Source organism: Actinomadura rifamycini DSM 43936 (genome assembly GCF_000425065.1).
Lineage (GTDB): Bacteria > Actinomycetota > Actinomycetes > Streptosporangiales > Streptosporangiaceae > Spirillospora > Spirillospora rifamycini.
Window position 1 is genome coordinate 99,479 of sequence record NZ_AULB01000030.1, and the last position, 20,998, is coordinate 120,476.

The following is a 20,998-nucleotide window of genomic DNA, read 5'->3' on the forward strand; positions in this document are numbered from 1 at the left end:
CCGTTAGGGCTTGCGGCCGACGCCTCCGGTCATGAACCGGACGTCGATGGTGCCGGCGTCCAGGATCGGCTCGTCGGGGCGCCACAGCGGCAGCGGGACGAGGCCCGGCGCGAGGATCTCCAGGCCGTCGAAGAACGCGGCCAGCTCGGCGGGCGTCCGCACCCGGCCCGTCCCGAGCTGCTCGAGGAGCTGCTTCTCCAGCGCGACCGACTCGGGCGCGTCGCCGAGCCGGGTGAAGTTGGTGATGAAGAAGTACGACCCGCTGGGCACGGCATCGCGGAGCGTCTCCACGATCTCCCCGGGCTTCTCGTCGTCGGCGAGGTGGTGCAGGATGCCGCAGAGCATCACGCAGACCGGCTTGGAGAAGTCGAGGAGGCGGCGCACCTCGGCGCGCTCCAGCAGGGCCCGGGGGTCGCGGATGTCGGCCGTCACGACCGTCGTGTTCGGGTTGTCGGCGAGGATCGCGCGGCCGTGCGCCAGGACGATCGGGTCGATGTCCACGTACACGACGCGGGCCGCCGGGTCGATCCCGTGCGCCACCTCGTGGGTGTTGCGCGCCGTCGGCAGGCCCGAGCCGAGGTCGAGGAACTGGGTGACGCCCTCCTCCGCCGCCAGGTACCGCACCACTCGGTGCAGCATCGCGCGGTTGTGCAGGGCGATGTCCCGCAGCTCCGGCATGATTTTCAGGCTGGCCTCGGCGACCTGGCGGTCGACGGCGAAGTTGTCCTTGCCGTTCAGCATCACGTCGTACACGCGGGCGGCGGTCGGGACGTCCGTGGGCACGTCCGGGGGCACCTCGGCCATGCGGGCCTCATTCAGTTGGAGGGGATGTCCCGGCATCGTAGCCGCGGCAACCCGAAACCGACTCCGTTTCGCCGACCTCGCGCCCCGGCACCCCCGTCCGCATCCGCCTGCGGTCCTCCGGCAACGGGTTCGCCGTGGCCGACCCCGCGCGGTTCAGGACGACGGGAGAGCGTCCAGGGCCCGGACGAGCGGGGCCAACCCGGGGTCCTCGGCGGCTTCGGCGAGGGCGTCCTGGAACGCGGCGTCGTGGGTGGGGGTGGCCCTCCCGAGGAGTTCGCGCCCGGACTCGGTGACGTCGGCGTAGATGCCGCGGCGGTCGGTCGGGCAGATGTAGCGGGCGAGCAGGCCCCGGTCCTCCAGGCGGGTGACGAGCCTGGTGGTGGCGCTCTGGCTGAGCACGACGGCCTCGGCGAGCCGCTGCATCCGCATGTGGTCCTCGCGCTGCTGGGACAGCAGGTGCAGGACGCAGTACTCGTTCACGTTCAGGCCGTGGGCCTCCTGCAAGGCGCGCTCGATGCGGTCCTCGATGCGGTCGTGCAGCGCGGCCAGGCGCCGCCACCCCTGCGCTCGTGACATGCCTCACACTCCCTGACGGTGGCCCGCACCATGCTTGCATGGTGAGATAGCACGCGTCTGCAACTATCGTCTTATGCAACTACCGCTGTGCGCGTTCTATTGCGCACGCTGTTAATGCTATCCGAGGAGGAGGCGGCGTGCCCGTCGCACTGCTGGCGCTGATCATCAGCGCGTTCGGCATCGGTACCAGCGAGTTCGTCACGATGGGGCTCGTCCCCCAGCTCACCGCCGAGTTCGGCGTGTCGGTGCCGGCCGTGGGGCTGCTCGTGTCCGCGTACGCGTTCGGCGTGACCGTCGGCGCGCCCGTCCTGACGGCGCTCGGCGCGCGGCTGCCCCGCAAGACGATGCTGCTGGGGCTGATGGTCCTGTACCTGGCCGGGAACGCCCTGTCGGCGCTCGCCCCCACGTACGGGGTCCTCATGACCGGGCGGATCGTGGCGTCGCTGACGCACGGGGCGTTCTTCGGCATCGGGGCGGTCGTCGCGGCGGAGCTCGTCGCGCCGGACCGCAAGGCCCGCGCCATCGCGCTCATGTTCACGGGGGTGACGCTCGCGAACGTGCTGGGCGCGCCCGCCGGGGCGTTCATCGGCCAGCAGGTCGGGTGGCGCGCAGCGTTCTGGGCGATCGTCGCGATCGGGCTGGTCGCCTTCGCGGGCCTCGCGGCGCTCGTCCCGTCCCGGCCCCGCCCCGCGGACGCCGGATTGCGCCGGGAGCTCTCCGCGTTCGCGCGGCCGCAGGTCTGGCTGGCGCTCGGCATGACCGCGATCGGCTACGCGCCGGTCTTCGCCGTCTACACCTACATCGAGCCGATCACCACCCGGGTCGCGGGCTTCGACGGCGGCGCGGTGCCGGTCGTGATGGTGCTGTTCGGCGCCGGCCTGGTCGCCGGGAACCTGTTCGGCGGCCGGATGGCCGACCGGGCGCTCATGCCCGCGATCTACGGGACGCTCGGCGGCATCACCGTCGTGTCCCTCGCGTTCTGGTTCACCGCGCACTCGCGGGTCGCGCTGGTCGTGACGGTCGTCCTGTTCGGGTTCATCGGGTTCGCGTCGGTTCCGCCGCTGCAGACGCGGGTGCTGGACGCGGCCGAGGGCGCGCCCGCGCTCGCGTCCGCCGCCAACATCGGCGCCTTCAACCTCGGCAACGCCCTGGGCCCCTTCCTGAGCGGGATGGCGATCGACGCGGGCCTCGGCTACACGTCACCGTCCTGGATCGGCGGAGCGCTGGGCGCGGCGGGCCTCGCCATCGCCGTACTCGCCGGGGCCCTGGCACGGGGCGCCGGAAAGCAACCCTCGGGGGACGGCCGCGTCGGCGCGGTCCCGGAGCCCGCGCAGGGACACCGGCCATGACCGCCGACGGCCCGGCGGTTCGGCGGGCCGCTCGGCCCTGCCGCCGTCCCGCGGCCTAACCGGGCGTGGAGCGGCAGGGTGCGGGACGCCCGGACGGGCGCGGCCCGCGGGCCGTCGCGGGGTCGCCGATCGTCCGGACGGCGAGCGCGCAGAGCGCGAACGCCGCGCCGAGGACGGCCGACCCGGTCCAGCCGGCGGCGTCGTACAGGGCCGCGGTGGCGGCGGCGCCGAGGGCGGAGCCGAGCGAGTAGAAGACCATGTAGCCGCCGATCACCGAGCCGGCGCGGTCCGGGTAGGCGGCGGTGAGCGCGTGCTGGTTGCTCACGTGGACGGCCTGGACGGCGAAGTCGAGCACGATCACGCCCGCGAGCAGCAGCGGCAGCGACCACGGGAGCTGCCCGATCGCCGCCCAGGAGGCGAGCAGGAGGGCGAGCGCGAGACCGGTGACCCGGCGCGCGTGCCCGGCGTCGGCCCAGCGTCCGGCCCGGGTCGCGCCGAGCGCGCCGGCGAGCCCGGCGAGGCCGAACAGCCCGATCTGCGTCTCGTCCAGGTACCGGGGCGGTCCGGCGAGCGGCAGCGCCATGCCGCTCCACAGCGTGCCGAACGACGCGAAGAGGAAGAACGCGACCAGCCCGCGGCCGAGGAACGGCGGCTGGACGAACAGCCCGCCGAAGGACCGCAGCAGCCGCCCGTACCGCGGCGCGTCCGGACGGACGGGCGCGGGCGGCAGCGCGAAAGCGAGCGGCGCGAGGGCGGCGGCGAGGACGGCCAGCGCCAGGTAGACGCTCCGCCATCCCCACACGTCCGCGAGGGCGCCCGCGGCGACGCGCCCCCCGAGGATGCCGATCACCACGCCGGACGTCACGGCGCCGAGGTCGCGCCCCCGTTCGGCGTCCGGGGAGACGGCGGCCGTGTGCGCGACGGTCGTCTGCACGACGACCGCGAACAGGCCCGCGACGGCCAGCCCGGCGAACGCGGCCGGGGCGTCCGGGGCGGCGGCGGTGAGCGCCGATCCCGCGGCCACCAGGGCGAGGTGCGCGGCGATCAGGCGCCTGCGGTCGAGCACGTCGCCCAGCGGCACCAGCAGCACCAGCCCCGCGAGGTAGCCGAGCTGGCCGGCGGCCACGAGCCCGCCGAGCGCGTCGGCCGGGACGCCCAGGTCGCGGCCCATCGGCTCCAGCACCGGCTGCCCGGCGTACACGCTCGCCACCGCGACCCCGCACACGACCGCCGCCAGCAGTCTCGCCCACCGGTTCACGCCCGCCCCCTCCAATTGGTTTCGTTTTGCAACCGATCGGAGCGTAAGGCAGAATGGTTTCAATAAGCAACTCTCTGGAGGGGTGATGACCGGCGGCGACACCGGCGGGACGGGCCCCGCCTGGACGGACCCCGGCTGCCCGGTCGCCCGCACGGCCGACCTGGTCGGCGACCGGTGGAGCCTGCTCGTCCTCCGCGACGCGATGGACGGCGCCCGCTCCTTCACCGACTTCCAGCGGCGCACCGGCATCGCCCGCAACATCCTCACCGACCGGCTCCGCCGGCTCACCGCCCACGGCCTGCTCGCCCAGGTCGAGGCCCCCTCGGGCAGGCGCAGGCACTACGCGCTCACCAACGCGGGCAAGGACCTCTTCCCCGTGATCGTCGCGATGCGGCAGTGGGGCGAGCGCCACGCGTTCGGCGCCGGCGAGCCGCACTCGGTCCTCGTCGACGGCACCGGCGCGCGCGTCCCCGTCCTCGTACCCGCGGCGGCCGACGGCACCCCGCTGACGAGCGACACCACCTCGGTGCTCCGGCCCTCCTGACGCCCGCCCCGGCCCCCGGACGTCCGTCCAGACCGGCCGGTGCGTGTTCACCGGCTCGCCACCGCACGGCCACGGGCCCCATATCGGCGTGTCCCACCGTGGGCCTATGCGAATCGTCATCGTCGGGGGCGGCGTGCTCGGCACGATGCACGCCGCCGAGGCCGTCCGGCGCGGCCACTACGTCCTCCAGGTGGACCGCGGGCCCGGGCCGCGCGGCGCGCCCGTCCGCGACTGCGGCCTGGTGCGGGTCGGGGGGCGCGCGGACGGCGCCGGGCTCGCCGCGGCGCTCCGCGCACGCGAACTGTGGGAGCGGATCGGGCGGGACGTCCCCGGCGCGGGCTTCCGCGCCACCGGGTCCCTCACCGTCGCCCGCACCGACGCCGAACTCGCCGCGCTCGGGGACCTCGCCGAGCGCCCGGACGCCGCCGAGCGCGGCTGCAAGCTCCTCGGCCCCGACGAGGCCCGCGCCGTCGACCCCGCGCTGCGCGGCGCGATGCTCGCGGCGCTGTGGTGCGAACGGGACGCGGCCGTCGAACCCCGGACCGTCCTGCCGGCCGTCCGGGAGCGCCTCGCCGGGTCGGGCCGGTACACGTGGCTGCCCGGCCGCGACGTGCGCGGCCTCGGCGACATGCGCGACGTGGGCACCGCGTCCGTCCGCGACGATCGCGGCGCGACCCACGAGGCGGACGCCGTCGTCCTGTGCACGGGCGCGCCGCCGACCGGGTGGGTGCGCGGCCTCGCGCCCGACCCGCCCGTCCGCCGGGTGCGGCTGCGGATGCTGCGGACCGCGCCGCCCGACGAGCCGCTCGCGACGTCCGTCGCCGACGCCGCCGGGCGGCTGCTCATCGTGCCGGGCCTCGACGGCGGTCTGGCCGTCGGCGACCCGCGCGCCTGCGGCGAGCCGGGTCCGCCCGGCGCCGACGACGCCGACGCCGACGCGTACGACCGGCTCCTGGACGCCGCCGAGGCCGTCCTCGGGCGCCCCCTCCCGCCCGTCCGCCACCGGTGGACGGACGTCCGCGCGCGGTGCGCCGACCCGTCCCGGATCGTCCACCGCGAGCGGGTCGCCGAGGACGTGTGGCTCGTCGCCGGGGCCGGCGAGCGCGGCATGACCTGCTCCCCCGCCATCGCCGAGGACACCGCCGCCGAACTCGGCCTGTGACCGCGCGCGAAGCCGGCGGAACGGCGGCGGCCCGGCGGGCAGGCCCGTGAGGACCCGCCCGACGAACTGGCCTGTGACCGCGCGCCAAGGCGGCGGAACGGCGGCGGCCCGGCGGGGAGGTCCGTGAGGACCTGCCCGCCGGGCCGCCGCGGTCGGGGTTCGTCGGGGTTCGGGGTCAGCCGAAGTACTCGATGAAGGGGACCTTCTTGCTCGGGTCGGACGCGGTGCCGGCGCTGACGACGGCGGACGTGCCGGGGCGGGCGTCGATGTCGCTCGCCTGGACCGTCCCGGTGCGCGACGGGCCGTCGTAGGTGGTCCAGCGGGCGCCGTCGTAGTGCATGTACTGGGACTTGGCGCCGGTCGTGATCGGGAGCATGACCACGCCGCTCCCGCCGTCCGACGACAGGCCGATGCCCGCGGCGTTCAGCGGGGTGTCGATCGTCCGCCAGGACGAACCGTTCCAGTGCATGAGCGCGTTGGTGATCTGCGCGTTCTGGCGGACGCGCAGGACGTACACGTTGTTCGGGCCGTGCGCGACGATGCGGTGCATCGTGCCCTGGTAGCCGGGGACGCCCATCGCGCCCGGGACGACCATCGTCGTCCACTCCGAGCCGTTCCAGTGCATGACGAGGCCGTTGACGGAGGTGCCGGTGGACGACACGGTCCCGGCGAGCCACACGTCGTTGGCGGAGTTGACGTCCACGGCGGTGATGGTCGACGAGGGCGGAAGCGGGACCTGCGGGTCGACCCAGGCGCTGCCGGTCCAGCGGAGGATCGCGCAGGGGCCGCCGGCGGCGGCGTCGATGCCGGCGATCGACCAGGCGGTGCCGTCGGGGGCGGCGTCGACGGCCGTCGGGAACCCGACGAGCGGGTACGACACCTCGCTCCACTGGGTGCCGTTCCAGTAGAGGCCCTTGGTGCCGTTCCAGCTGTAGCCGATCACCCACGCCTTGTTCGGGCCGGCGACGGCGACGTCGGTGGGGGTGAAGCCGATGGGGCTCTGGTCGGCGACCCAGCCGGAGCCGTTCCACCGGACGAGCTTGGCCTGCGGGCTGAAGATGTTCCCCGCGGACCCGACGGCCCAGCCCGCGTTGGTCGCACCGAAGTCGACCTTGTCGAGGCTGCCGTCGTAGTTGAGGGCCGCGCTGGGGATGTCCCGCCAGCCGGCGGCGTGTGCGGGCGCCGCCAGGGCGAGCGTCCCGGCACCGAAGGCCACGGCGGTGACCATCGCCGCTTTCCGTCGCATATCCGCTCCCAAGATCCAGTTTTGGCAGGGATCACAGTACGGGACCGCTTACTCGGCGGTAAGGGCTGTTCCGCATCAGGCCACAGAAAAAGAAGAAAACGCCCGAAACCGAAGTTCCGGGCGTTCTCTGCGTGACGCGCGAGACGCGAACGGTTACTCGCCCTTCCAGTTGGGCTTGCGCTTCTCGGCGAAGGCCGCCGGGCCCTCCTGGGCGTCCTTCGACGTGAACACCGGCAGCGTGATCTCCTGCTGCTTCTGCCACGTCTCGGCGTCCGACCAGTCGGGCGACTCGACGATGATCCGCTTGGTGGCGGCGAGGGCCAGCGGGGCGTTCTCGCCGACCTTCAGCGCCAGCTCCTTGGCCGCGGCGAGCGCGCCGCCCGGCTCGGTGAGCCGGTTGACGAACCCGAGCTCGGCCATCCGCTCCGCGGCGTACTTGTCGCCGGTCAGCGCCATCTCCATGGCGATGTGGAACGGGATGCGCTGCGGCAGCCGGAGCAGGCCGCCGCCCGCGGCGACGAGGCCGCGCTTCGGCTCCGGCAGCCCGAACTGGGCGTCCTTCGCCGCCACGACCATGTCGCAGGCGAGGGCGACCTCGCAGCCGCCGGCGAGCGCGTAGCCCTCGACGGCCGCGATCAGCGGCTTGGCGGACGGCCGCTCGACGATGCCCGCGAACCCGCGGCCCTCGACGATCGGGTTGTCACCGGTGAGGAACCCCTTGAGGTCCATGCCGGCGCAGAACGTGCCGCCGGCGCCGGTGAGGATGCCGATCGACAGGTCCTTGCGGGTGTCGAGCTCCTCCATCGCGGCCGCGATGCCCTGCGCCACGGCGCTGTTGACGGCGTTCTTGGCCTCGGGACGGTTGATCGTGATGGTGAGGACGGCCCCGTCCTCTTCGGTCAGAACAGCGTCGGACATTCAGTGCCTCACTTCGGCTGGAAGCGGATACCACCGTCGAAGCGGATGGTCTCGCCGTTCATGTAGTCGTTCTCGATGAGGGACTTGACCAGGTGCGCGAACTCCGCGGCCGTGCCCATCCGCTTCGGGAAGGGGACGGGCGCGGCCAGCTTGGCCTTGAACGCCTCGGCGGCCTCGCCCTCGCCGTAGATCGGGGTGTCGATGATGCCGGGGCAGATGGTGTTGACCCGGACGCCGACCGCGGCGAGGTCGCGGGCGGCGGGCAGCGTCATGCCGACGATGCCGCCCTTGGACGCCGAGTACGCGACCTGGCCCGTCTGGCCCTCGAGGGCGGCGACGGACGCGGTGTTGATAACGACGCCGCGCAGGCCGTCGGCGTCCGCGGGCTCGGTCTTGGAGATGGCGGAGGCGCCGATCCGCATCAGGTTGAAGGTGCCGATGAGGTTCACCCGGATGACGGTCTCGAACGCGCTCAGGTCGTGCGGGGAGCCGTCGCGGCCGACGGTCCGCGAGGCCCAGCCGATGCCGGCGCTGTTGACGACGACGCGCAGCGGGGCGCCGGTGTCGACGGCGGCCTGCACCGCGGCCTGCACCTGCTCCTCGTTCGACACGTCCGTCTTCACGAAGACGCCGCCGACCTCGTCGGCGAGGGCCTTGCCCTTGTCCTCGTTGAGGTCGGCGACGACCACCTTGGCGCCCGCGGCGGCCAGCGATCGGACGGTGGCCTCGCCGAGGCCGCTCGCGCCACCGGATACGACGGCGGAAACTCCGTTCAGGTCCATAAGCAGCACCTTACGTGAGGGACCGAATGTGGTTCGGGGTGATGTTACCCAGACGTCACCGCGCGCTCTGCTCACACCCCGGCGGATCGCGGAGGCACGGATGTTACTCCAGGGTCACAATAGGGCCCGGCGTTTGCCGCCGACCGCTCCGGGCACCCGCCCTACCTACCGGATCCAGCCCTCTCCGAGATCCAAGGGGTGTACGGACGGACATGAGCGAACGACCGGCGCAGAGCCAGCCCTACCCGGGGCGCACGCGGGACATGACGCCCGAACCGAAGGACGAGATGCGCGACTACACCGGCAGCGGGCTGCTGGACGGGCGCCGCGCGCTGATCACCGGCGGGGACTCCGGCATCGGCCGGGCCGTCGCCGTCGCGTTCGCCAAGGAGGGCGCGGACGTCGCGATCACCTACCTCGACGAGGACGACGACGCCCGCCGCACCACCGGCCTCGTGACCGCGACCGGCCGCCGCTGCGTCGCGTTCCGCGGCGACCTCGCCGAGGAGCGGCACGCCCGCGAGGTCGTGCGCAACGCCGTCCGCGACCTCGGCGGGCTGGACGTCCTCGTCCTGCACCACGGCACGCAGACCCCGGTCCAGGACGTCCGGGAGATCGACGACGCGCAGCTCCGCCGCACGTTCGAGGTCAACGTCTTCGCCGTGTTCTGGACGATCCAGGAGGCGCTCGACCACCTCGGCCCCGGCTCGTCCATCGTCATCACCGGCTCCATCAACGGGCTGCGCGGCAACAAGACGCTGATCGACTACTCGGCGAGCAAGGCGGCGGTGATGGCGCTGACCGCGTCCCTCGCGCAGAACCTCATGGAGCGCGAGATCCGGGTCAACTGCGTCGCGCCCGGCCCGGTCTGGACGCCGCTGATCCCCGCGACGTTCGACGCCGAGAAGGTCGAGGACTTCGGGCAGCAGGCGCCGATGGGGCGCGCCGCCGACCCCGACGAGGTCGCGCCGTCGTACGTCTTCTTCGCCGCGAACCGCACGTCGTCGTACTACTCGGGCCAGACGCTCGTCCCGGCCGGCGGCGAGATCCACCCGGGCTGAGGCCCGCTGAGGCCCGGCCGGTCGCCTGGCGGGCCGGGCCCGCGCGGTCACCAGGCGGACACGCGCTCCGCGATCCGCTCCGCCTCCGCGCTCTCCGGCACCTCCAGGTGGTACAGCGCGTACGCGTGCTGGAGCACCGGCAGCGCCACGTTCCGGACCCGCACGCCGCCCTTCGTGAGGCCCTTCTCCGTCCCCTTGTGCGCGTGCCCGTGGACGGCGAGGTCCGCGCCCGCCGCGTCGATCGCCTCGCCCATCAGGTAGCTGCCGAGGAACGGGTAGATCTCCGGCGGCTCGCCCTCCAGCGTGTCGTCCACCGGCGAGTAGTGCGTCAGCGCCACCCGCACGTCCGCGTCGAGCTCCAGCAGCGCCGTCCCGAGCCGGGCCGAGAAGTCCTTCGTGTGCCGGACGAACTCCTTCATCTCCGGCTCCCCGAACTCCCCCGCGCACCTCCCCTCGAAGCCGCCGCCGAACCCCTTGCCGCCCGCGACGCCGAACCGCGCACCGTCGCAGTCCACGACCGTCCCGTCCCCTTCCAGCACGGTGACGCCCGCGTCCCGCAGCAGCGCGGCCATCTCGTCCTCGAGGTCGCTGTGGTAGTCGTGGTTGCCGAGCACGGCGATCACCGGGAGGCCGAGGTCGCGCAGCTCGCCCGCCGCGACCCGGCCCTCCTCCAGCGTGCCGTGCCGGGTGAGGTCGCCCGCCACCAGGAACACGTCCGCGTGCTCGGCGATCTCGTGCAGGTGCGCCCGGTACATCCCGGCCGACTCCGGGCCGACGTGCAGGTCCCCCGCCGCCGCGACACGGATCATGAGATCCTCTCCTCCCGGTCCGGCTCCCGGACCTCGAAGACGGACACCTCGTTGCAGATGCGATGGCCCTCCGCCGCGGCGCGCGCGGCCTCCTCGACGTCCCGCCGCTGCTCCTCGCTCGCCACCTGCCCCCGCAGATGGACGACGTCGCCGCGGACGTCCACGCGAATGCCGAGCTCGTGCGCCTCGGTCGCGAGCCGCTCCTGGATGTGGGCCGATATGTATGCGGACGGGTCGGTCACAGCACGCCCCCTTCGATGACGTTCAGCCGGGCGAGCAGGGTCAGGAACGCGTAGGCGTACGGGGACCCGGCGGTCTCGGCGGCGACCCGGGCCCAGTCCACCTGCTCCCGCAGCGCCCGGCACACATGCAGGAACCCGCTGAAATCGCACGCCGTCTCGGTGAACGCCAGCAGCCGCATGATCGCCAGGTCGGTCGGGTGCAGCACCGGCATGAACACCGCCCCCACCGGGATCTCCGTCGTCCGGCCCAGCAGCTCCGCGTCCACCGGCCGCCCCGACGGCGTGTGGATGAGGTCGATCACGTGGTCGCCGTCGCAGGCTTTCTCCAGCCAGTTCTCGGGGCTCTCCAGATGCGTCATGCCCGCCTCGCCGAGCGCCTCCAGCGCGGCCCGGACGTCCTCCGGCCGCACGACGAAGTCGACGTCGTGCGTCGACACCGCCGCCCCGTGCGCGTACGCCGCGAACCCGCCCGCGAGCGCGTACCGGACGTCCGCGTCGCGCATCGCCGCCGCGGCCCGCTTCAGGCTGGGCATCAGCCCCTCCGCGGGGCCGCCCGGCCCCGGCGCCCCGGACCCGCGCCCGGCCGTCCACGACCGGGTCTGCACATCAACCACGCGATCCCCTGACCTCGATGGCGCTCGCGGTCGCGGTACCCACTGAAACCCGCCCTATTCGACCTTTCCTTCGGGCGGGAGACGCCGGCGCGGCCCGGGCCGCCGGGCTCCGGGCCGCGCCGGCGGCCGGTCAGCAGTCGATCAGTTCGGGGGACTGGTTGAGGAGCTGGGCCCGCGGGGAGACGAAGCGGTCGTAGCGGTCGGCGGCGCCTTCGGCGCGCGGGTCGAAGGCGGCGACGCGGTGGCAGTTCTGGAAAGCCAGGCGGACGCCGAAGTGGCGTTCGAGGGCGCCGCGCATCGCGTCGCTCGCGAGGGTGCGCAGGAGTTCGCCGCGGGCGCGCTCGTCCGGCGGCGGGGCCTGGTTGTCGGCGAACCCGTCGCCGCCGTCCCGCATCCGCTCGACGACGCCGCTGATCACCTCCCACGCGTACGGCAGCGACGCGCGCACGCACGCGACGAACGCCGCGTCGTCCACCTCCCCCTTCTTCGCGGTCTCCATGAGCCGGTCGTCGACGGTCAGCGACATGACGCACTCCCTCTCTGCGGGCTGGGCAGGACGCCTCCACTCTCGCATGGAAACGGTTGTCATTTCCAGTCGCGCGGAGTTGGGAGTTTCCGGACGGACGACTACGAAGCGGGCGGCATCGCGGGGCTGCCGAAGCAGCTGCCGAGGGGATCGCCGATCGAGCACCAGCCCGGCTTCCGGACCGGGACGTACCCGGACGGGACGCCGCGCCGCGCGATCAGCGACCGGTAGGTGGGCACGGCCTCGGTGGGCCGCCGGGTCAGGGACGGGTCGGTGAGCACGTCGACCGTGTAGAGGCCGAAGCGCGGCCGGTAGCTGCCCCACTCGTAGTTGTCGGTGAGGCTCCAGTAGTTGTAGCCCATCACCGGCACGCCCTCCGCCATGGCCCGCTGGATCCAGTAGACGTGGTCGCGCAGGTGGTCGGAGCGCGTGTAGCCGTCCGGGCGCGGCTTGCCGTCGTCCATGGGCATGCCGTTCTCCACGATGAAGACCGGCAGGTCGGGCACGCGCAGGTGGTACTGCTTCAGCGCGTAGTACAGCTCCTCCGGGGCGGGGTCGATCTTCCACAGCTCGCCCGTCAGCGCGTGGGCGGCGCTGATGTTCTCCAGGTTCGCGCCGTAGTAGTAGTCGAGGCCGATGAAGTCGAGCTTGTCGGTGGCCTCGTTGAACAGGGCCGCGTCGAACAGTCCGTTGATGACCGTGCCGTACGCGACGTTGCTGGACACCATGGCACCTGGGTCGACGCGGTGAATCATGTCGTAGGCCGCCCTGTGGGTCTTGACGAGCGCCTTCTGCATCGTCAGGACCTGCCCCAGGTCCAGCGGACGGTGCGTCAACTCCCGGTAGATGTACGAACTGGCCTCGTTGAACGTGACCCACAGGACGTCCATGTCCTTGTAGCGGTTCACGACGAACTCGGCGTGCCGGAGCCAGTCCTGCTGGGTGCGGGGGTTGTCCCAGGCGCCCTGGTCCGCCACCCAGCCCGGGTACACCCAATGGTCGAGGGTCAGCATCGGCCGCATCCCGGCGGCCCGGATCCGGCGGACGAGGTCGTCGTAGTAGGCGATCGCGTCCGGGTCGCGGTGGCCGCGGCGGGGTTCGACGCGGGCCCACTCGACGGACGTCCGGAACACCTGCACGCCGAGGCCCCGGGCGAGCCCGATGTCGCCCGGGTAGCGGTGCCGGAAGTCGACCGAGTCGCGGTACGGGTCCTCGACCTCGCCCGCGCGGCTCTCGACGTAGCGCGTCCAGTTGCTGTCGGGGAAGGACCCCTCGCTCTGGAAGCCGCTCGTCGAGACGCCCCAGAGGAAGTCGGCGGGGAACCGGACGGTGCCGCGGGCGTCCGCCGCGGCCGGGAGCGCCGTCCCGGCCGCGACGAGCAGCACCAGGACGGCCAGGAGACGTGCGCAACGGGATCTGCCGGGCACGGGGAACCTCCGAGAAACGTGAGTCTTTCTCGGACTACAGATCCCGGAGAGGTCCCCGTCAATCCCCTCGGACGGCCACATCCGGCGCGCCCCCGCGCGCTTCAGCCCGCGAGCACCGGGTAGTCGGTGTAGCCGCGGTGGTCGCCGCCGTAGAACGACGCCGCGTCGGCCTCGTTGTACGGTCCGCCCGCCCGGATCCGCCGCGGCAGGTCCGGGTTCGCCAGCCACAGCTGCCCCAGCGCGACCGCGTCCGCGACGCCGTCCCGCAGCGCCGCCGCGCCGTCCTCGGGGCTCGCCGGCGACCCGTCCGCCACCGGGTGCGGGTTCAGGACGAGCGCGCCCGGCCAGCCGTCCCGGATCAGCCGCGTCACCTCCCGGTTGCCCGCCTCCATGACGTGCAGGTACGCGAGGCCCAGCGGGGCGAGGGCCGCGACGAGCGCCCCGTACAGCTCCGGCACGTCGCTCTCGGCCACCCCGCCCGCGCCGTTGCCCGGCGACACCCGGAAGCCCGTCCGCTCCGGCCCGATCGCGTCCGCGACCGCCCGCGCCACCTCCGCGGCGAACCTGATCCGGTTCGCGACCGTCCCGCCGTACCCGTCCGTCCGGACGTTGCTGCCGTCGCCCAGGAACTGGTGGATCAGGTACCCGTTCGCGCCGTGGACCTCGACCCCGTCGAAGCCCGCCTCGATCGCGTTGCGCGCGGCGGCGGCGAAGTCCGCGACCGCCTCCGCGATGTCGTCGCGCGTCATCTCCCGCGGCACCGGATGCTCCAGCATCCCGTCCGGGTGGAACATGGCGTCACCGCTCGCGATCGGCGACGGCCCCACCGGCAGGCCCCCGTCCGGGTACAGCACCGGATGCCCGACCCGTCCCGAATGCATGAGCTGCGCGAAGATCCGCCCGTCCGCGGCGTGCACCGCGTCCGTCACCTTCCGCCACGCCGCCACCTGCGCGTCCGCGTGCAGCCCCGGCGTCCACAAGTACCCCTGGCCCCGGACGCTCGGCTGCACCGCCTCGCTCACGATCAACCCCGCGCCCGCCCGCTGCCGGTAGTACTCCGCCGTCAGCTCCGACACCCTGCCGCCGTCGAACGCCCGGCTCCGCGTCATAGGCGCCATCACCAACCGGTTCGGCAGCTCCAGCTTCCCGAGCGAAACCGGCTCGAACAGCTCGTCCATCACGACCTCCTAGCGACGTTTCCGATGGTCACGAACCTACGAACCCCCGCATACGGGCCGCATCCGTACCGTTTCGGTACCTGGCCCCGTAGTTTGGAGCCGTGCTCTACGGGCGGAACACCGAACGAACGCGCATCTCCACCCTCCTCGCCGAGGCCCGGGACCACCGGCGCAGCGCCGCGCTGCTGCTGCGCGGCGAGGCGGGCATCGGCAAGTCCGCGCTGCTCGACGACGCCGAGGCGACGCTCCGCGCGTCCGGCGGCACCCACGTCCTGCGCGCCGTCGGCGTCGAGGCCGAGTCGAACCTCGCCTACGCGGGCCTCAACCAGCTCCTGTGGCACGTCCGCGACCGGCTCGGCGCGCTCCCCGCCGCCCAGGCGGCCGCGCTGCGCACCGCGCTCGACGACCCCGGCGCCCCCACCGACCACCGCGACCGGTTCACCGCCGGCCTCGCCGTCCTCACCCTCCTCGCCGACCTCGCCGAGGACCGCGGCCCCGCCCTCTGCCTCGTCGACGACGCCCAGTGGCTCGACGGCGCCACCGCGCAGGCCCTGCTGTTCGCCGCCCGCCGCCTCACCGCCGACGGCGTCGTCATGCTGTTCGCCGCCCGCGACACCGGCTTCACCGGCACCGGCCTGCCCGAACTGCCCCTCGAACGCCTCGGCGCCCGCGACGCCGAACGGATGCTCGCCGACCGGGACGTCCCGCGCGCCGCCCGCGCCCGCGTCATCCGCGAATCCCAGGGCAACCCCCTCGCCCTCCGCGAGTTCGCCGCCGCCGGGCAGCGCGCGCCGTCCACCCCCGACCCCCTCCCCGTCGCCGACCGGGTCACCGCCGCGTTCCGCGACCGCATCGCCGAACTCCCCGACAAGACCCAGGCCATGCTGCTGATCGCGGCCGCCGAGGGGCGCGGCCACCTGCCCACCCTGCTGCGCGCCGCCCGCCGCTTCGGCGCCGACCTCACCGACCTCGCCGCCGCCGAACGCGCCGGACTCGTCGACGTGTCCGGACGGTCCGTCGCCTTCCGGCACCCGCTCATCCTCACGGCCGCCTACCAGGGCGCCGTCGCCACCCAGCGCATCGCCGTCCACCAGGCCATCGCCGACATCGCCGACGACCCCGACTGCCGGGTCCGGCACCGCGCGTCCGCCGCGATGGTCCCCGACGAGGACGTCGCCAAGGAACTGGAGGACGCCGCAGAGCGCGCGCGGAACCGCACCGGCTACGCCACGGCGTCCGCCCTCTACCGGCAGGCCGCCGAACTCACACCCGACGCCCAAGCGCGCGCGGCACGCCTCGCCGCCGCCGCCGACCTCACCCTCCAAGCGGGCAACGTCGAGGAAGCCGAACGGCTCTCGGCGTCCGCCGACCCCCTCCTCACCGACCCCGCCGCCCGCGCCCGCCTCGGCCGCCTCCACGCGACCGTCGAGTTCGAACGCGGCGACCCCCGCGCCGCCGTCCGCATGCTCGTCGAGCACGCCGCCCACGCGGCCCCCGACGACCGCACCGCCATGCTCCGCGACGCCGCGAACTACGCGTGGACGTCCGGGAACGCGCCGTCCGTCCTGCGCATCGCCGCCGCCTCCGACGACCCGTACGTGCGGGGCCTCGCGCACCAGGTCCGCGACGAGCACGACCGCGGCCTGCCGATCATCGCCGACCTCCTCGCCCGCCCCGGCGACCCCGTCCGCGCCGCCCAGCTCGCCCTGATCCTCGGCGACGACCGCGCCGTCCTCGACCTCACCGCCGCCGAAGCCGACCGCTGCCGCCGGCACGGCCTCGTCGCCGCCCTCCCGAACGTCCTGCAGACCCAGGCGCACGCGCAGATCATGCTCGGCCTGCACGCCGACGCCGAGGCGTCCGTCGCCGAGGCCGTCGCGCTCGCCCGCGACACCGGCCTCGACCGCCGCGCCGGGCGGCTCCGCGCCGCCCTCGCCCGCGTCGCCGCCATCGAGGGCGACGAGGACCGCCTCCGCGACCTCACCGCCGACGCCCCGCCCCCCGGCGGCGGCTTCGCCGACAGCGCCCGCGCCCTCCTCGACCTCGCCCTCGGCCGCCACGACGACGCCCTCCGCCGCCTCGACGACATCGCCGCCGGCCCCCGCCGGCACGGCACCCACGCCCTGCTGTCCGCCGCCGACCAGGTCGAGGCCGCGGTCCGCGCGGGCGCCCCCGACCTCGCGCGTCCCGCCCACGAACGCTTCCGCGCGTGGGCCCGCGCGTCCGCGCAGCCGTGGGCGCTCGCCGTCGCCGCCCGCTGCGAGGCCCTCCTCACCGACGCGGAAGAACCCTTCAAGCTCGCCGCCGACCTGCACGAACGGTCCACGCGCCCCTTCGAGAAGGCCCGCACCGAACTCCTCTACGGCGAATGGCTCCGCCGCGCACGGCGCCGCTCCGACGCCCGCGTGCCGCTCCGCTCCGCCATCGAGACCTTCGAACGGCTCCGCGCCGCCCCGTGGCTCGACCGGGCCCGCGCCGAACTCCGCGCGACCGGCGAGTCCGCCGCGGCGCCCGCCGCGCCCAGCGCGCTCGACCGGCTGACGCCGCAGGAACTCCAGGTCGTCCGCCTCGCCGCCGAAGGCACCAGCAGCCGCGAGATCGCCGCGCAACTGTTCCTGAGCCCCCGCACCGTCGAATACCACCTGTACAAGGCGTACCCGAAGCTCGGCATCTCGTCCCGCAAGGAACTCTCGACCCTCCTGGAGCCCGCGTGAACCGCGCCTACGCGACCCTCCAAGCCCTCGCCGTCGGCGACGCGCTCGGCTCGCAGTTCTTCGTCCCCGCCAACCGCGCGTCCTACGAGGACCGCACCCTCCCCCCGGGCCCCTGGCAGTGGACCGACGACACCGAGATGGCGGCGTCCGTCTACCGGATCCTCGCCGCCCACGGCGAGATCGACCAGGACGCCCTCGCCCGGGCCTTCGCCGACAACCACGACTTCGACCGCGGCTACGGCCCCTCCACCAACCGCCTCCTCCGGCTGATCCGCGAAGGCGGCGACTGGCGCACCCTCGCCCGCGAGCCCTTCGGCGGCCAGGGCTCCTGGGGCAACGGCGCCGCCATGCGCGTCGCCCCCGTCGGCGCCTGGTACTTCGGCGACCCCGACACCGCCGCCCGCCAGGCGGCCCTCTCCGCCGAGGTGACCCACCCCCACCCCGAAGCCGTCGCCGGCGCCGTGGCGGTCGCCGTCGCGGCCGCGCTCCCCCGCACCACCCCCGGCGCGTTCCTCGACGCCGTCATCGACCGCACCCCGCCCACGAACGTCCGCGACGGCATCGCCGAGGCCCGCCGCCTCCTCCCCCTCGGCGACCCCGTCCTCGCCTCCGCGGCCCTCGGCAACGGGCGCCTGGTCGCCGCGCACGACACCGTCCCGTTCGTCCTCTGGGCCGCGGCCCGCAACCAGGACGACTACGAGCGCGCCTTCTGGACGACCGCGGCCGCCGGAGGCGACATCGACACCAACTGCGCCATCGTCGGCGGCATCGTCGGCGATCCCCCCGCCCACTGGCTCGCCCAGTGCGAACCCCTACCCCTGTAGGTGCCGCCCCAGGAACTCCTCCGCGAGCGCCCAAGCCCGCTCCGCGGGCGCCTCCTGGTAGAACATCGGCGCCTTCCGGTTGTGGAACGCGTGCCCGCCGTCCTCCTGCACGTGCACCTCGACGCCGTCCCGCGCCGCGCGCTCCACCTCGGCGACGTCCTCCCGGGGGATGTAGGGGTCGGCGCCGCCGAAGTGCAACTGCAGCGGCCCCCGCACATCCGCCATCCGCTCCAGTCGCGCGGGCACCCCCGACCCGTAGAACGACACCGCGGGCACGTCCACCCGGCTCGCCAGCAGGTACGCGAGCGTCCCCCCGAAGCAGAACCCGAGCACCCCCACCGGCCCCACCCCGGGCAGCCCCCGCAGGCACCCCAGCGCGGCCTCGAGGTCCTCGACCCCCGCGTCCCAGTCGAACCGCGACACCATCGCCGTCCCCCGCTCGACGGCCCGCTCGTCATGCCGCACGGCCCAGTTCGGCTCGATCCGCCAGAACATGTCCGGCGCCCCCACGACATACCCGAGCCCCACGAGATCCTCGGCGACCGCCTCCATGTACTCCCCGACCCCGAAGATCTCCTGCACCAGCAGGATCCCCGGCCCGGGCCCCTCGCCCCACACCGTCAGATCGAACGCCCCGCCAACCCGCTCAACACGCCTCATCCCCCCATGATCGCCCCTCCCCGCCGTAACCCCGTCGCGAACCCGGCACCGATCTAGGTACGCTTGCTCAACGGGTCGCTAGCTCAATTGGCAGAGCTCCGGACTTTTAATCCGTAGGTTGTGGGTTCGAGTCCCACGCGACCCACCACCCCTCACCAGGGCAAGCGCCTGCCCTTGGACATATCAGGGATCTTGTCTGAGCCCGCCTGAGGCCGTCCTGATGCCGGAAGCAGGGACGGCGGACCCCGTTCACCCGCTCCCCCGGTCATCGCCACCGACCGCCCGCCTTCGTTCACGGCGGCGGGCCGTCGCTTGAGGTTCGATGGTCGCCGGCGCCGCTTGGTGCCCGCAGTGCGCGCGATGGTGGTGCGGTCCAGCGCGATGACGCGGACGCTGTGCGCGGTCTTGGGCGGACACGCCTCCAGACGGCCGTTCCGCCGCTGCAGCTGCCGCAGATCACCGCGGTGCCGTGTTCCAGGTCCACGTCCACCCAGCGCAGCCCGGCCGCCGCGGCGATCGAGGAGGCCGCGCAGCGCGATCAGGTGGTAGGCAGCGTAGAGACGGTGACCGCCGATGGTGTGCAGGAACGCGGAGGTCTGCCCGGCCGTCCACACCACCGCCCGCGGCCGCCGCGCCGCCGGCAACACCAGCAGCGCCGCCGGGCTCTCGGTCACGAGGCCGTCCCGCAGCGCGGTGTTGAGCGCACTGCGCAGCGTCCCGCGGATCCGGTTCAGCGTCGCCTGCCCGATCGGACGTCCTTCCGCCTGGTGGTCGTGGACGATACGGGCGACCCACAAGACCGAAGCGATCTGCAGGTGGCTTCTGGCGCACCCGCGTTTCCATCTGCACTTCACCCCGACAGGCTCTTCTTAGCTCAACCTGGTCGAGCGGTGGTTCGCGGAGTTGACCAGCAAACGGATACGGCGTGGTGTCCACCGCAGCGTCCAGGCCGAACACTAGGGCCGCGCTGAGGCCGTCCTAGGTCCCGAGCATTCCTGACCCGCCCACGCCGGTTCCCGGTCCCTTCGCCTGCCCGAGACCGCCGGGCTGAAACCACCCGATCAGCGACCTGGCCCCTCACGTCGAGACACAACTGTGTGCGTCGAGTTCGCTACGGTGTGGCGGTGCGCACCCTACTCAATGTCATCTGGCTGGTGCTGGCCGGAATCTGGATGGCCGCCTCTTACGTCATCGCGGGCATCATCTGCTGCGTCCTGATCATCACGATCCCCTTCGGCATCGCGTCGTTCCGGATCGCCAACTACGCGCTCTGGCCGTTCGGCAGAACGCTGGTCCGGCGCACAGACGCGGGCGTAGCGTCGAGCATCGGCAACATCATCTGGGTGATCTTCGCGGGATGGTGGCTGGCGCTGGGGCACGTCTTCACCGGTATCGCGCTGTGCATCACGATCATCGGCATCCCGCTGGGCATCGCGAACTTCAAGCTGATCCCCGTCTCGCTGACACCGCTGGGCCGTGAGGTCGTGGCAACGAATGACCCGCGAAGCTTCGCCTGATCCGTAGGTTGTGGGTTCGCAATCGATTGGCTGGATCTCCTGGCGTCGCCCCGGTGCTCGAAGCGCAGGTTCGGGTCTGAGCCGGTATGAATCACTTCGGCACGGTTCCCGTGTTGAGGTAGCGCTTGGGGCTGGTGCCGACGGTGCGGCGGAAAGCCGCGAGGAAGGCGCTCGGGGTCGCGTATCCGACCAGGTGCGCGGCGTGGGACACCGGGTGCCCCTCGGCGAGGATCGGCAGCGCGGCACGCAGGCGCACGTGGGTGCGCCACCGATCGAAACTCATGCCCGTGTCCTGCATGAACAGCCGCGTCAGCGTGCGCCGGCTGACCCCGACGGCGCGGGCGTGCGCATCGAGGCTGCGCCTGTCCGCGGGATCGGCGAGCAGCGCGTCCGCCACGGCCCGCACGCGTTCGTTCGAGGGAACCGGCACGTCGATGGGGGTCGCGGGCAGCGGGCGCAGCAGGTCCAGGACGACGGCCTCGGCCCGCAGCCGCGCGCCCTCGGCGAGGTCCGGCTGAGGGGCCACGCGTTTTCCGGACAGCTTCTTCATGGGTGATCTGCGGGCAGATCTACGCTGCTTGCTGCCGATCCAGGTACTCGTTGTGGACCTCCATAGGGGTCCGGTACCCGTTCGCGGAATGAAGCCTGCGTCGATTATAGAAGCCCTCGATGTACTGCACAACCGCGCGGCGGGCCTTGGCTCGTGTGGCAAATACCATACGGTTGAGCCACTCGTTCTTCAATGCCCCGAAGAACGACTCGGCCATGGCGTTGTCCCAGCACACAC

The 20,998-nt window shown here is 73.4% G+C and carries 23 protein-coding genes, 1 tRNA gene and 1 pseudogene; 9 read left to right on the plus strand and 16 right to left on the minus strand.

Annotation, left to right across the window (positions count from 1 at the left end; translation table 11 throughout):
• Nucleotides 1-3 precede the first annotated feature (3 nt).
• Nucleotides 4-804, minus strand: coding sequence for an SAM-dependent methyltransferase (locus H505_RS0126800; protein WP_026404445.1), 801 nt, complete (start codon nucleotides 802-804; stop codon nucleotides 4-6).
• 153 nt (nucleotides 805-957) lie between these two features.
• Nucleotides 958-1,380, minus strand: a complete 423-nt coding sequence (locus tag H505_RS0126805; protein WP_026404446.1) for a MarR family winged helix-turn-helix transcriptional regulator — start codon at nucleotides 1,378-1,380, stop codon at nucleotides 958-960.
• Between the two features lie 137 nt (nucleotides 1,381-1,517).
• Here H505_RS0126805 and H505_RS0126810 point away from each other — a divergent pair, with 137 nt between their 5' ends.
• The gene (locus H505_RS0126810) at nucleotides 1,518-2,729 is read left to right on the plus strand and encodes an MFS transporter (RefSeq protein WP_026404447.1); all 1,212 of its coding nucleotides are present in this window, start codon (nucleotides 1,518-1,520) and stop codon (nucleotides 2,727-2,729) included.
• Nucleotides 2,730-2,784: 55 nt separating this feature from the next.
• On the opposite strand, the gene H505_RS44535 is transcribed toward H505_RS0126810, so the two are convergent.
• Nucleotides 2,785-3,987 carry an MFS transporter gene (locus H505_RS44535; RefSeq protein WP_051301207.1) on the minus strand — a complete coding sequence of 401 codons (1,203 nt, stop codon included), beginning with the start codon at nucleotides 3,985-3,987 and terminating at the stop codon, nucleotides 2,785-2,787.
• Between the two features lie 85 nt (nucleotides 3,988-4,072).
• On the opposite strand from H505_RS44535, the gene H505_RS0126820 reads away from it, so the two are divergent.
• Nucleotides 4,073-4,531, plus strand: coding sequence for a winged helix-turn-helix transcriptional regulator (locus tag H505_RS0126820; protein ID WP_026404448.1), 459 nt, complete (start codon nucleotides 4,073-4,075; stop codon nucleotides 4,529-4,531).
• Nucleotides 4,532-4,637: 106 nt separating this feature from the next.
• Complete coding sequence (locus tag H505_RS0126825; protein WP_026404449.1) at nucleotides 4,638-5,693, plus strand: NAD(P)/FAD-dependent oxidoreductase; 1,056 nt, start codon at nucleotides 4,638-4,640, stop codon at nucleotides 5,691-5,693.
• 175 nt (nucleotides 5,694-5,868) lie between these two features.
• Here the strand turns inward: H505_RS0126825 and H505_RS0126830 are convergent, their stop codons facing one another.
• The 3 genes from H505_RS0126830 to H505_RS0126840 form a co-directional block, all read right to left on the minus strand.
• Entirely contained in the window at nucleotides 5,869-6,939 is a 1,071-nt protein-coding gene (locus tag H505_RS0126830; protein WP_026404450.1) for a hypothetical protein, read from the minus strand.
• 153 nt (nucleotides 6,940-7,092) lie between these two features.
• Nucleotides 7,093-7,857, minus strand: coding sequence for a crotonase/enoyl-CoA hydratase family protein (locus H505_RS0126835; RefSeq protein ID WP_026404451.1), 765 nt, complete (start codon nucleotides 7,855-7,857; stop codon nucleotides 7,093-7,095).
• Between the two features lie 8 nt (nucleotides 7,858-7,865).
• Nucleotides 7,866-8,639: an SDR family oxidoreductase gene (locus H505_RS0126840; protein WP_026404452.1), complete on the minus strand. Its 774-nt coding sequence runs from the start codon at nucleotides 8,637-8,639 to the stop codon at nucleotides 7,866-7,868.
• A 212-nt stretch (nucleotides 8,640-8,851) separates the two neighbouring features.
• Between H505_RS0126840 and H505_RS0126845 the strand changes: the two genes are divergently transcribed.
• A complete protein-coding gene (locus tag H505_RS0126845; RefSeq protein WP_026404453.1) occupies nucleotides 8,852-9,700 on the plus strand; it encodes an SDR family oxidoreductase in 849 nt (282 codons plus the stop codon).
• Between the two features lie 47 nt (nucleotides 9,701-9,747).
• Here the strand turns inward: H505_RS0126845 and H505_RS0126850 are convergent, their stop codons facing one another.
• The 6 genes from H505_RS0126850 to H505_RS0126875 form a co-directional block, all read right to left on the minus strand.
• Entirely contained in the window at nucleotides 9,748-10,509 is a 762-nt protein-coding gene (locus H505_RS0126850) for a metallophosphoesterase family protein (protein ID WP_026404454.1), read from the minus strand.
• The gene (locus tag H505_RS0126855; RefSeq protein WP_026404455.1) at nucleotides 10,506-10,751 is read right to left on the minus strand and encodes a BON domain-containing protein; all 246 of its coding nucleotides are present in this window, start codon (nucleotides 10,749-10,751) and stop codon (nucleotides 10,506-10,508) included. Before H505_RS0126855 ends, H505_RS0126850 begins: the two co-directional genes overlap by 4 nt.
• Nucleotides 10,748-11,284: a nucleotidyltransferase family protein gene (locus tag H505_RS0126860; protein ID WP_034520007.1), complete on the minus strand. Its 537-nt coding sequence runs from the start codon at nucleotides 11,282-11,284 to the stop codon at nucleotides 10,748-10,750. The genes H505_RS0126855 and H505_RS0126860 overlap by 4 nt, the downstream gene beginning before the upstream one ends.
• A gap of 211 nt (nucleotides 11,285-11,495) precedes the next feature.
• Complete coding sequence (locus tag H505_RS0126865) at nucleotides 11,496-11,891, minus strand: SCO5389 family protein (protein ID WP_026404457.1); 396 nt, start codon at nucleotides 11,889-11,891, stop codon at nucleotides 11,496-11,498.
• 101 nt (nucleotides 11,892-11,992) lie between these two features.
• Complete coding sequence (locus H505_RS0126870) at nucleotides 11,993-13,318, minus strand: family 1 glycosylhydrolase (protein WP_026404458.1); 1,326 nt, start codon at nucleotides 13,316-13,318, stop codon at nucleotides 11,993-11,995.
• A gap of 101 nt (nucleotides 13,319-13,419) precedes the next feature.
• Nucleotides 13,420-14,496 (minus strand): alkene reductase, encoded by a 1,077-nt coding sequence (locus H505_RS0126875; protein WP_211238571.1) that lies wholly within the window; start codon nucleotides 14,494-14,496, stop codon nucleotides 13,420-13,422.
• 101 nt (nucleotides 14,497-14,597) lie between these two features.
• Between H505_RS0126875 and H505_RS0126880 the strand changes: the two genes are divergently transcribed.
• Entirely contained in the window at nucleotides 14,598-17,210 is a 2,613-nt protein-coding gene (locus tag H505_RS0126880) for an ATP-binding protein (RefSeq protein WP_026404460.1), read from the plus strand.
• Nucleotides 17,207-18,034: an ADP-ribosylglycohydrolase family protein gene (locus tag H505_RS0126885; protein WP_026404461.1), complete on the plus strand. Its 828-nt coding sequence runs from the start codon at nucleotides 17,207-17,209 to the stop codon at nucleotides 18,032-18,034. Before H505_RS0126880 ends, H505_RS0126885 begins: the two co-directional genes overlap by 4 nt.
• Here the strand turns inward: H505_RS0126885 and H505_RS0126890 are convergent.
• The gene (locus H505_RS0126890; RefSeq protein ID WP_026404462.1) at nucleotides 18,023-18,694 is read right to left on the minus strand and encodes a dienelactone hydrolase family protein; all 672 of its coding nucleotides are present in this window, start codon (nucleotides 18,692-18,694) and stop codon (nucleotides 18,023-18,025) included. The two genes, H505_RS0126885 and H505_RS0126890, sit on opposite strands and share 12 nt — an antisense overlap.
• A 72-nt stretch (nucleotides 18,695-18,766) precedes the next feature.
• Between H505_RS0126890 and H505_RS0126895 the strand changes: the two genes are divergently transcribed.
• Nucleotides 18,767-18,842: transfer RNA gene (locus H505_RS0126895), tRNA-Lys, on the plus strand.
• A 4-nt stretch (nucleotides 18,843-18,846) separates the two neighbouring features.
• Here H505_RS0126895 and H505_RS50700 read toward each other — a convergent pair.
• A complete protein-coding gene (locus tag H505_RS50700) occupies nucleotides 18,847-19,548 on the minus strand; it encodes a hypothetical protein (RefSeq protein ID WP_169528862.1) in 702 nt (233 codons plus the stop codon).
• Between H505_RS50700 and H505_RS50105 the strand changes: the two are divergent.
• Nucleotides 19,481-19,639, plus strand: a pseudogene (locus H505_RS50105) (IS630 family transposase); the annotation flags it as partial. The gene H505_RS50700 and the pseudogene H505_RS50105 sit on opposite strands and share 68 nt — an antisense overlap.
• Before the next feature lie 179 nt (nucleotides 19,640-19,818).
• A complete protein-coding gene (locus H505_RS0126900) occupies nucleotides 19,819-20,211 on the plus strand; it encodes a YccF domain-containing protein (protein WP_026404463.1) in 393 nt (130 codons plus the stop codon).
• 91 nt (nucleotides 20,212-20,302) lie between these two features.
• On the opposite strand, the gene H505_RS44540 is transcribed toward H505_RS0126900, so the two are convergent.
• Nucleotides 20,303-20,761, minus strand: a complete 459-nt coding sequence (locus H505_RS44540; protein ID WP_245592637.1) for a helix-turn-helix transcriptional regulator — start codon at nucleotides 20,759-20,761, stop codon at nucleotides 20,303-20,305.
• 19 nt (nucleotides 20,762-20,780) lie between these two features.
• Nucleotides 20,781-20,998, minus strand: a 218-nt coding sequence (locus tag H505_RS0126910) for an integrase core domain-containing protein (RefSeq protein ID WP_026404464.1), incomplete at its 5' end; no start/stop codon positions are given.

What these genes read in the sequence shown, in the direction of transcription:
- H505_RS0126860 (WP_034520007.1), bottom strand. Translation starts at nt 11,284, where the DNA reads ATGCCCAGCCTGAAGCGGGCCGCGGCGGCGATGCGCGACGCGGACGTC.
- H505_RS0126890 (WP_026404462.1), bottom strand. Translation starts at nt 18,694, where the DNA reads ATGAGGCGTGTTGAGCGGGTTGGCGGGGCGTTCGATCTGACGGTGTGG.
- H505_RS0126820 (WP_026404448.1), top strand. Translation starts at nt 4,073, where the DNA reads ATGACCGGCGGCGACACCGGCGGGACGGGCCCCGCCTGGACGGACCCC.
- H505_RS0126845 (WP_026404453.1), top strand. Translation starts at nt 8,852, where the DNA reads ATGAGCGAACGACCGGCGCAGAGCCAGCCCTACCCGGGGCGCACGCGG.
- H505_RS0126835 (WP_026404451.1), bottom strand. Translation starts at nt 7,857, where the DNA reads ATGTCCGACGCTGTTCTGACCGAAGAGGACGGGGCCGTCCTCACCATC.
- H505_RS0126805 (WP_026404446.1), bottom strand. Translation starts at nt 1,380, where the DNA reads ATGTCACGAGCGCAGGGGTGGCGGCGCCTGGCCGCGCTGCACGACCGC.
- H505_RS0126830 (WP_026404450.1), bottom strand. Translation starts at nt 6,939, where the DNA reads ATGCGACGGAAAGCGGCGATGGTCACCGCCGTGGCCTTCGGTGCCGGG.
- H505_RS0126875 (WP_211238571.1), bottom strand. Translation starts at nt 14,496, where the DNA reads ATGGACGAGCTGTTCGAGCCGGTTTCGCTCGGGAAGCTGGAGCTGCCG.
- H505_RS0126850 (WP_026404454.1), bottom strand. Translation starts at nt 10,509, where the DNA reads ATGATCCGTGTCGCGGCGGCGGGGGACCTGCACGTCGGCCCGGAGTCG.
- H505_RS0126840 (WP_026404452.1), bottom strand. Translation starts at nt 8,639, where the DNA reads ATGGACCTGAACGGAGTTTCCGCCGTCGTATCCGGTGGCGCGAGCGGC.
- H505_RS0126865 (WP_026404457.1), bottom strand. Translation starts at nt 11,891, where the DNA reads ATGTCGCTGACCGTCGACGACCGGCTCATGGAGACCGCGAAGAAGGGG.
- H505_RS0126825 (WP_026404449.1), top strand. Translation starts at nt 4,638, where the DNA reads ATGCGAATCGTCATCGTCGGGGGCGGCGTGCTCGGCACGATGCACGCC.
- H505_RS0126800 (WP_026404445.1), bottom strand. Translation starts at nt 804, where the DNA reads ATGGCCGAGGTGCCCCCGGACGTGCCCACGGACGTCCCGACCGCCGCC.
- H505_RS44540 (WP_245592637.1), bottom strand. Translation starts at nt 20,761, where the DNA reads ATGAAGAAGCTGTCCGGAAAACGCGTGGCCCCTCAGCCGGACCTCGCC.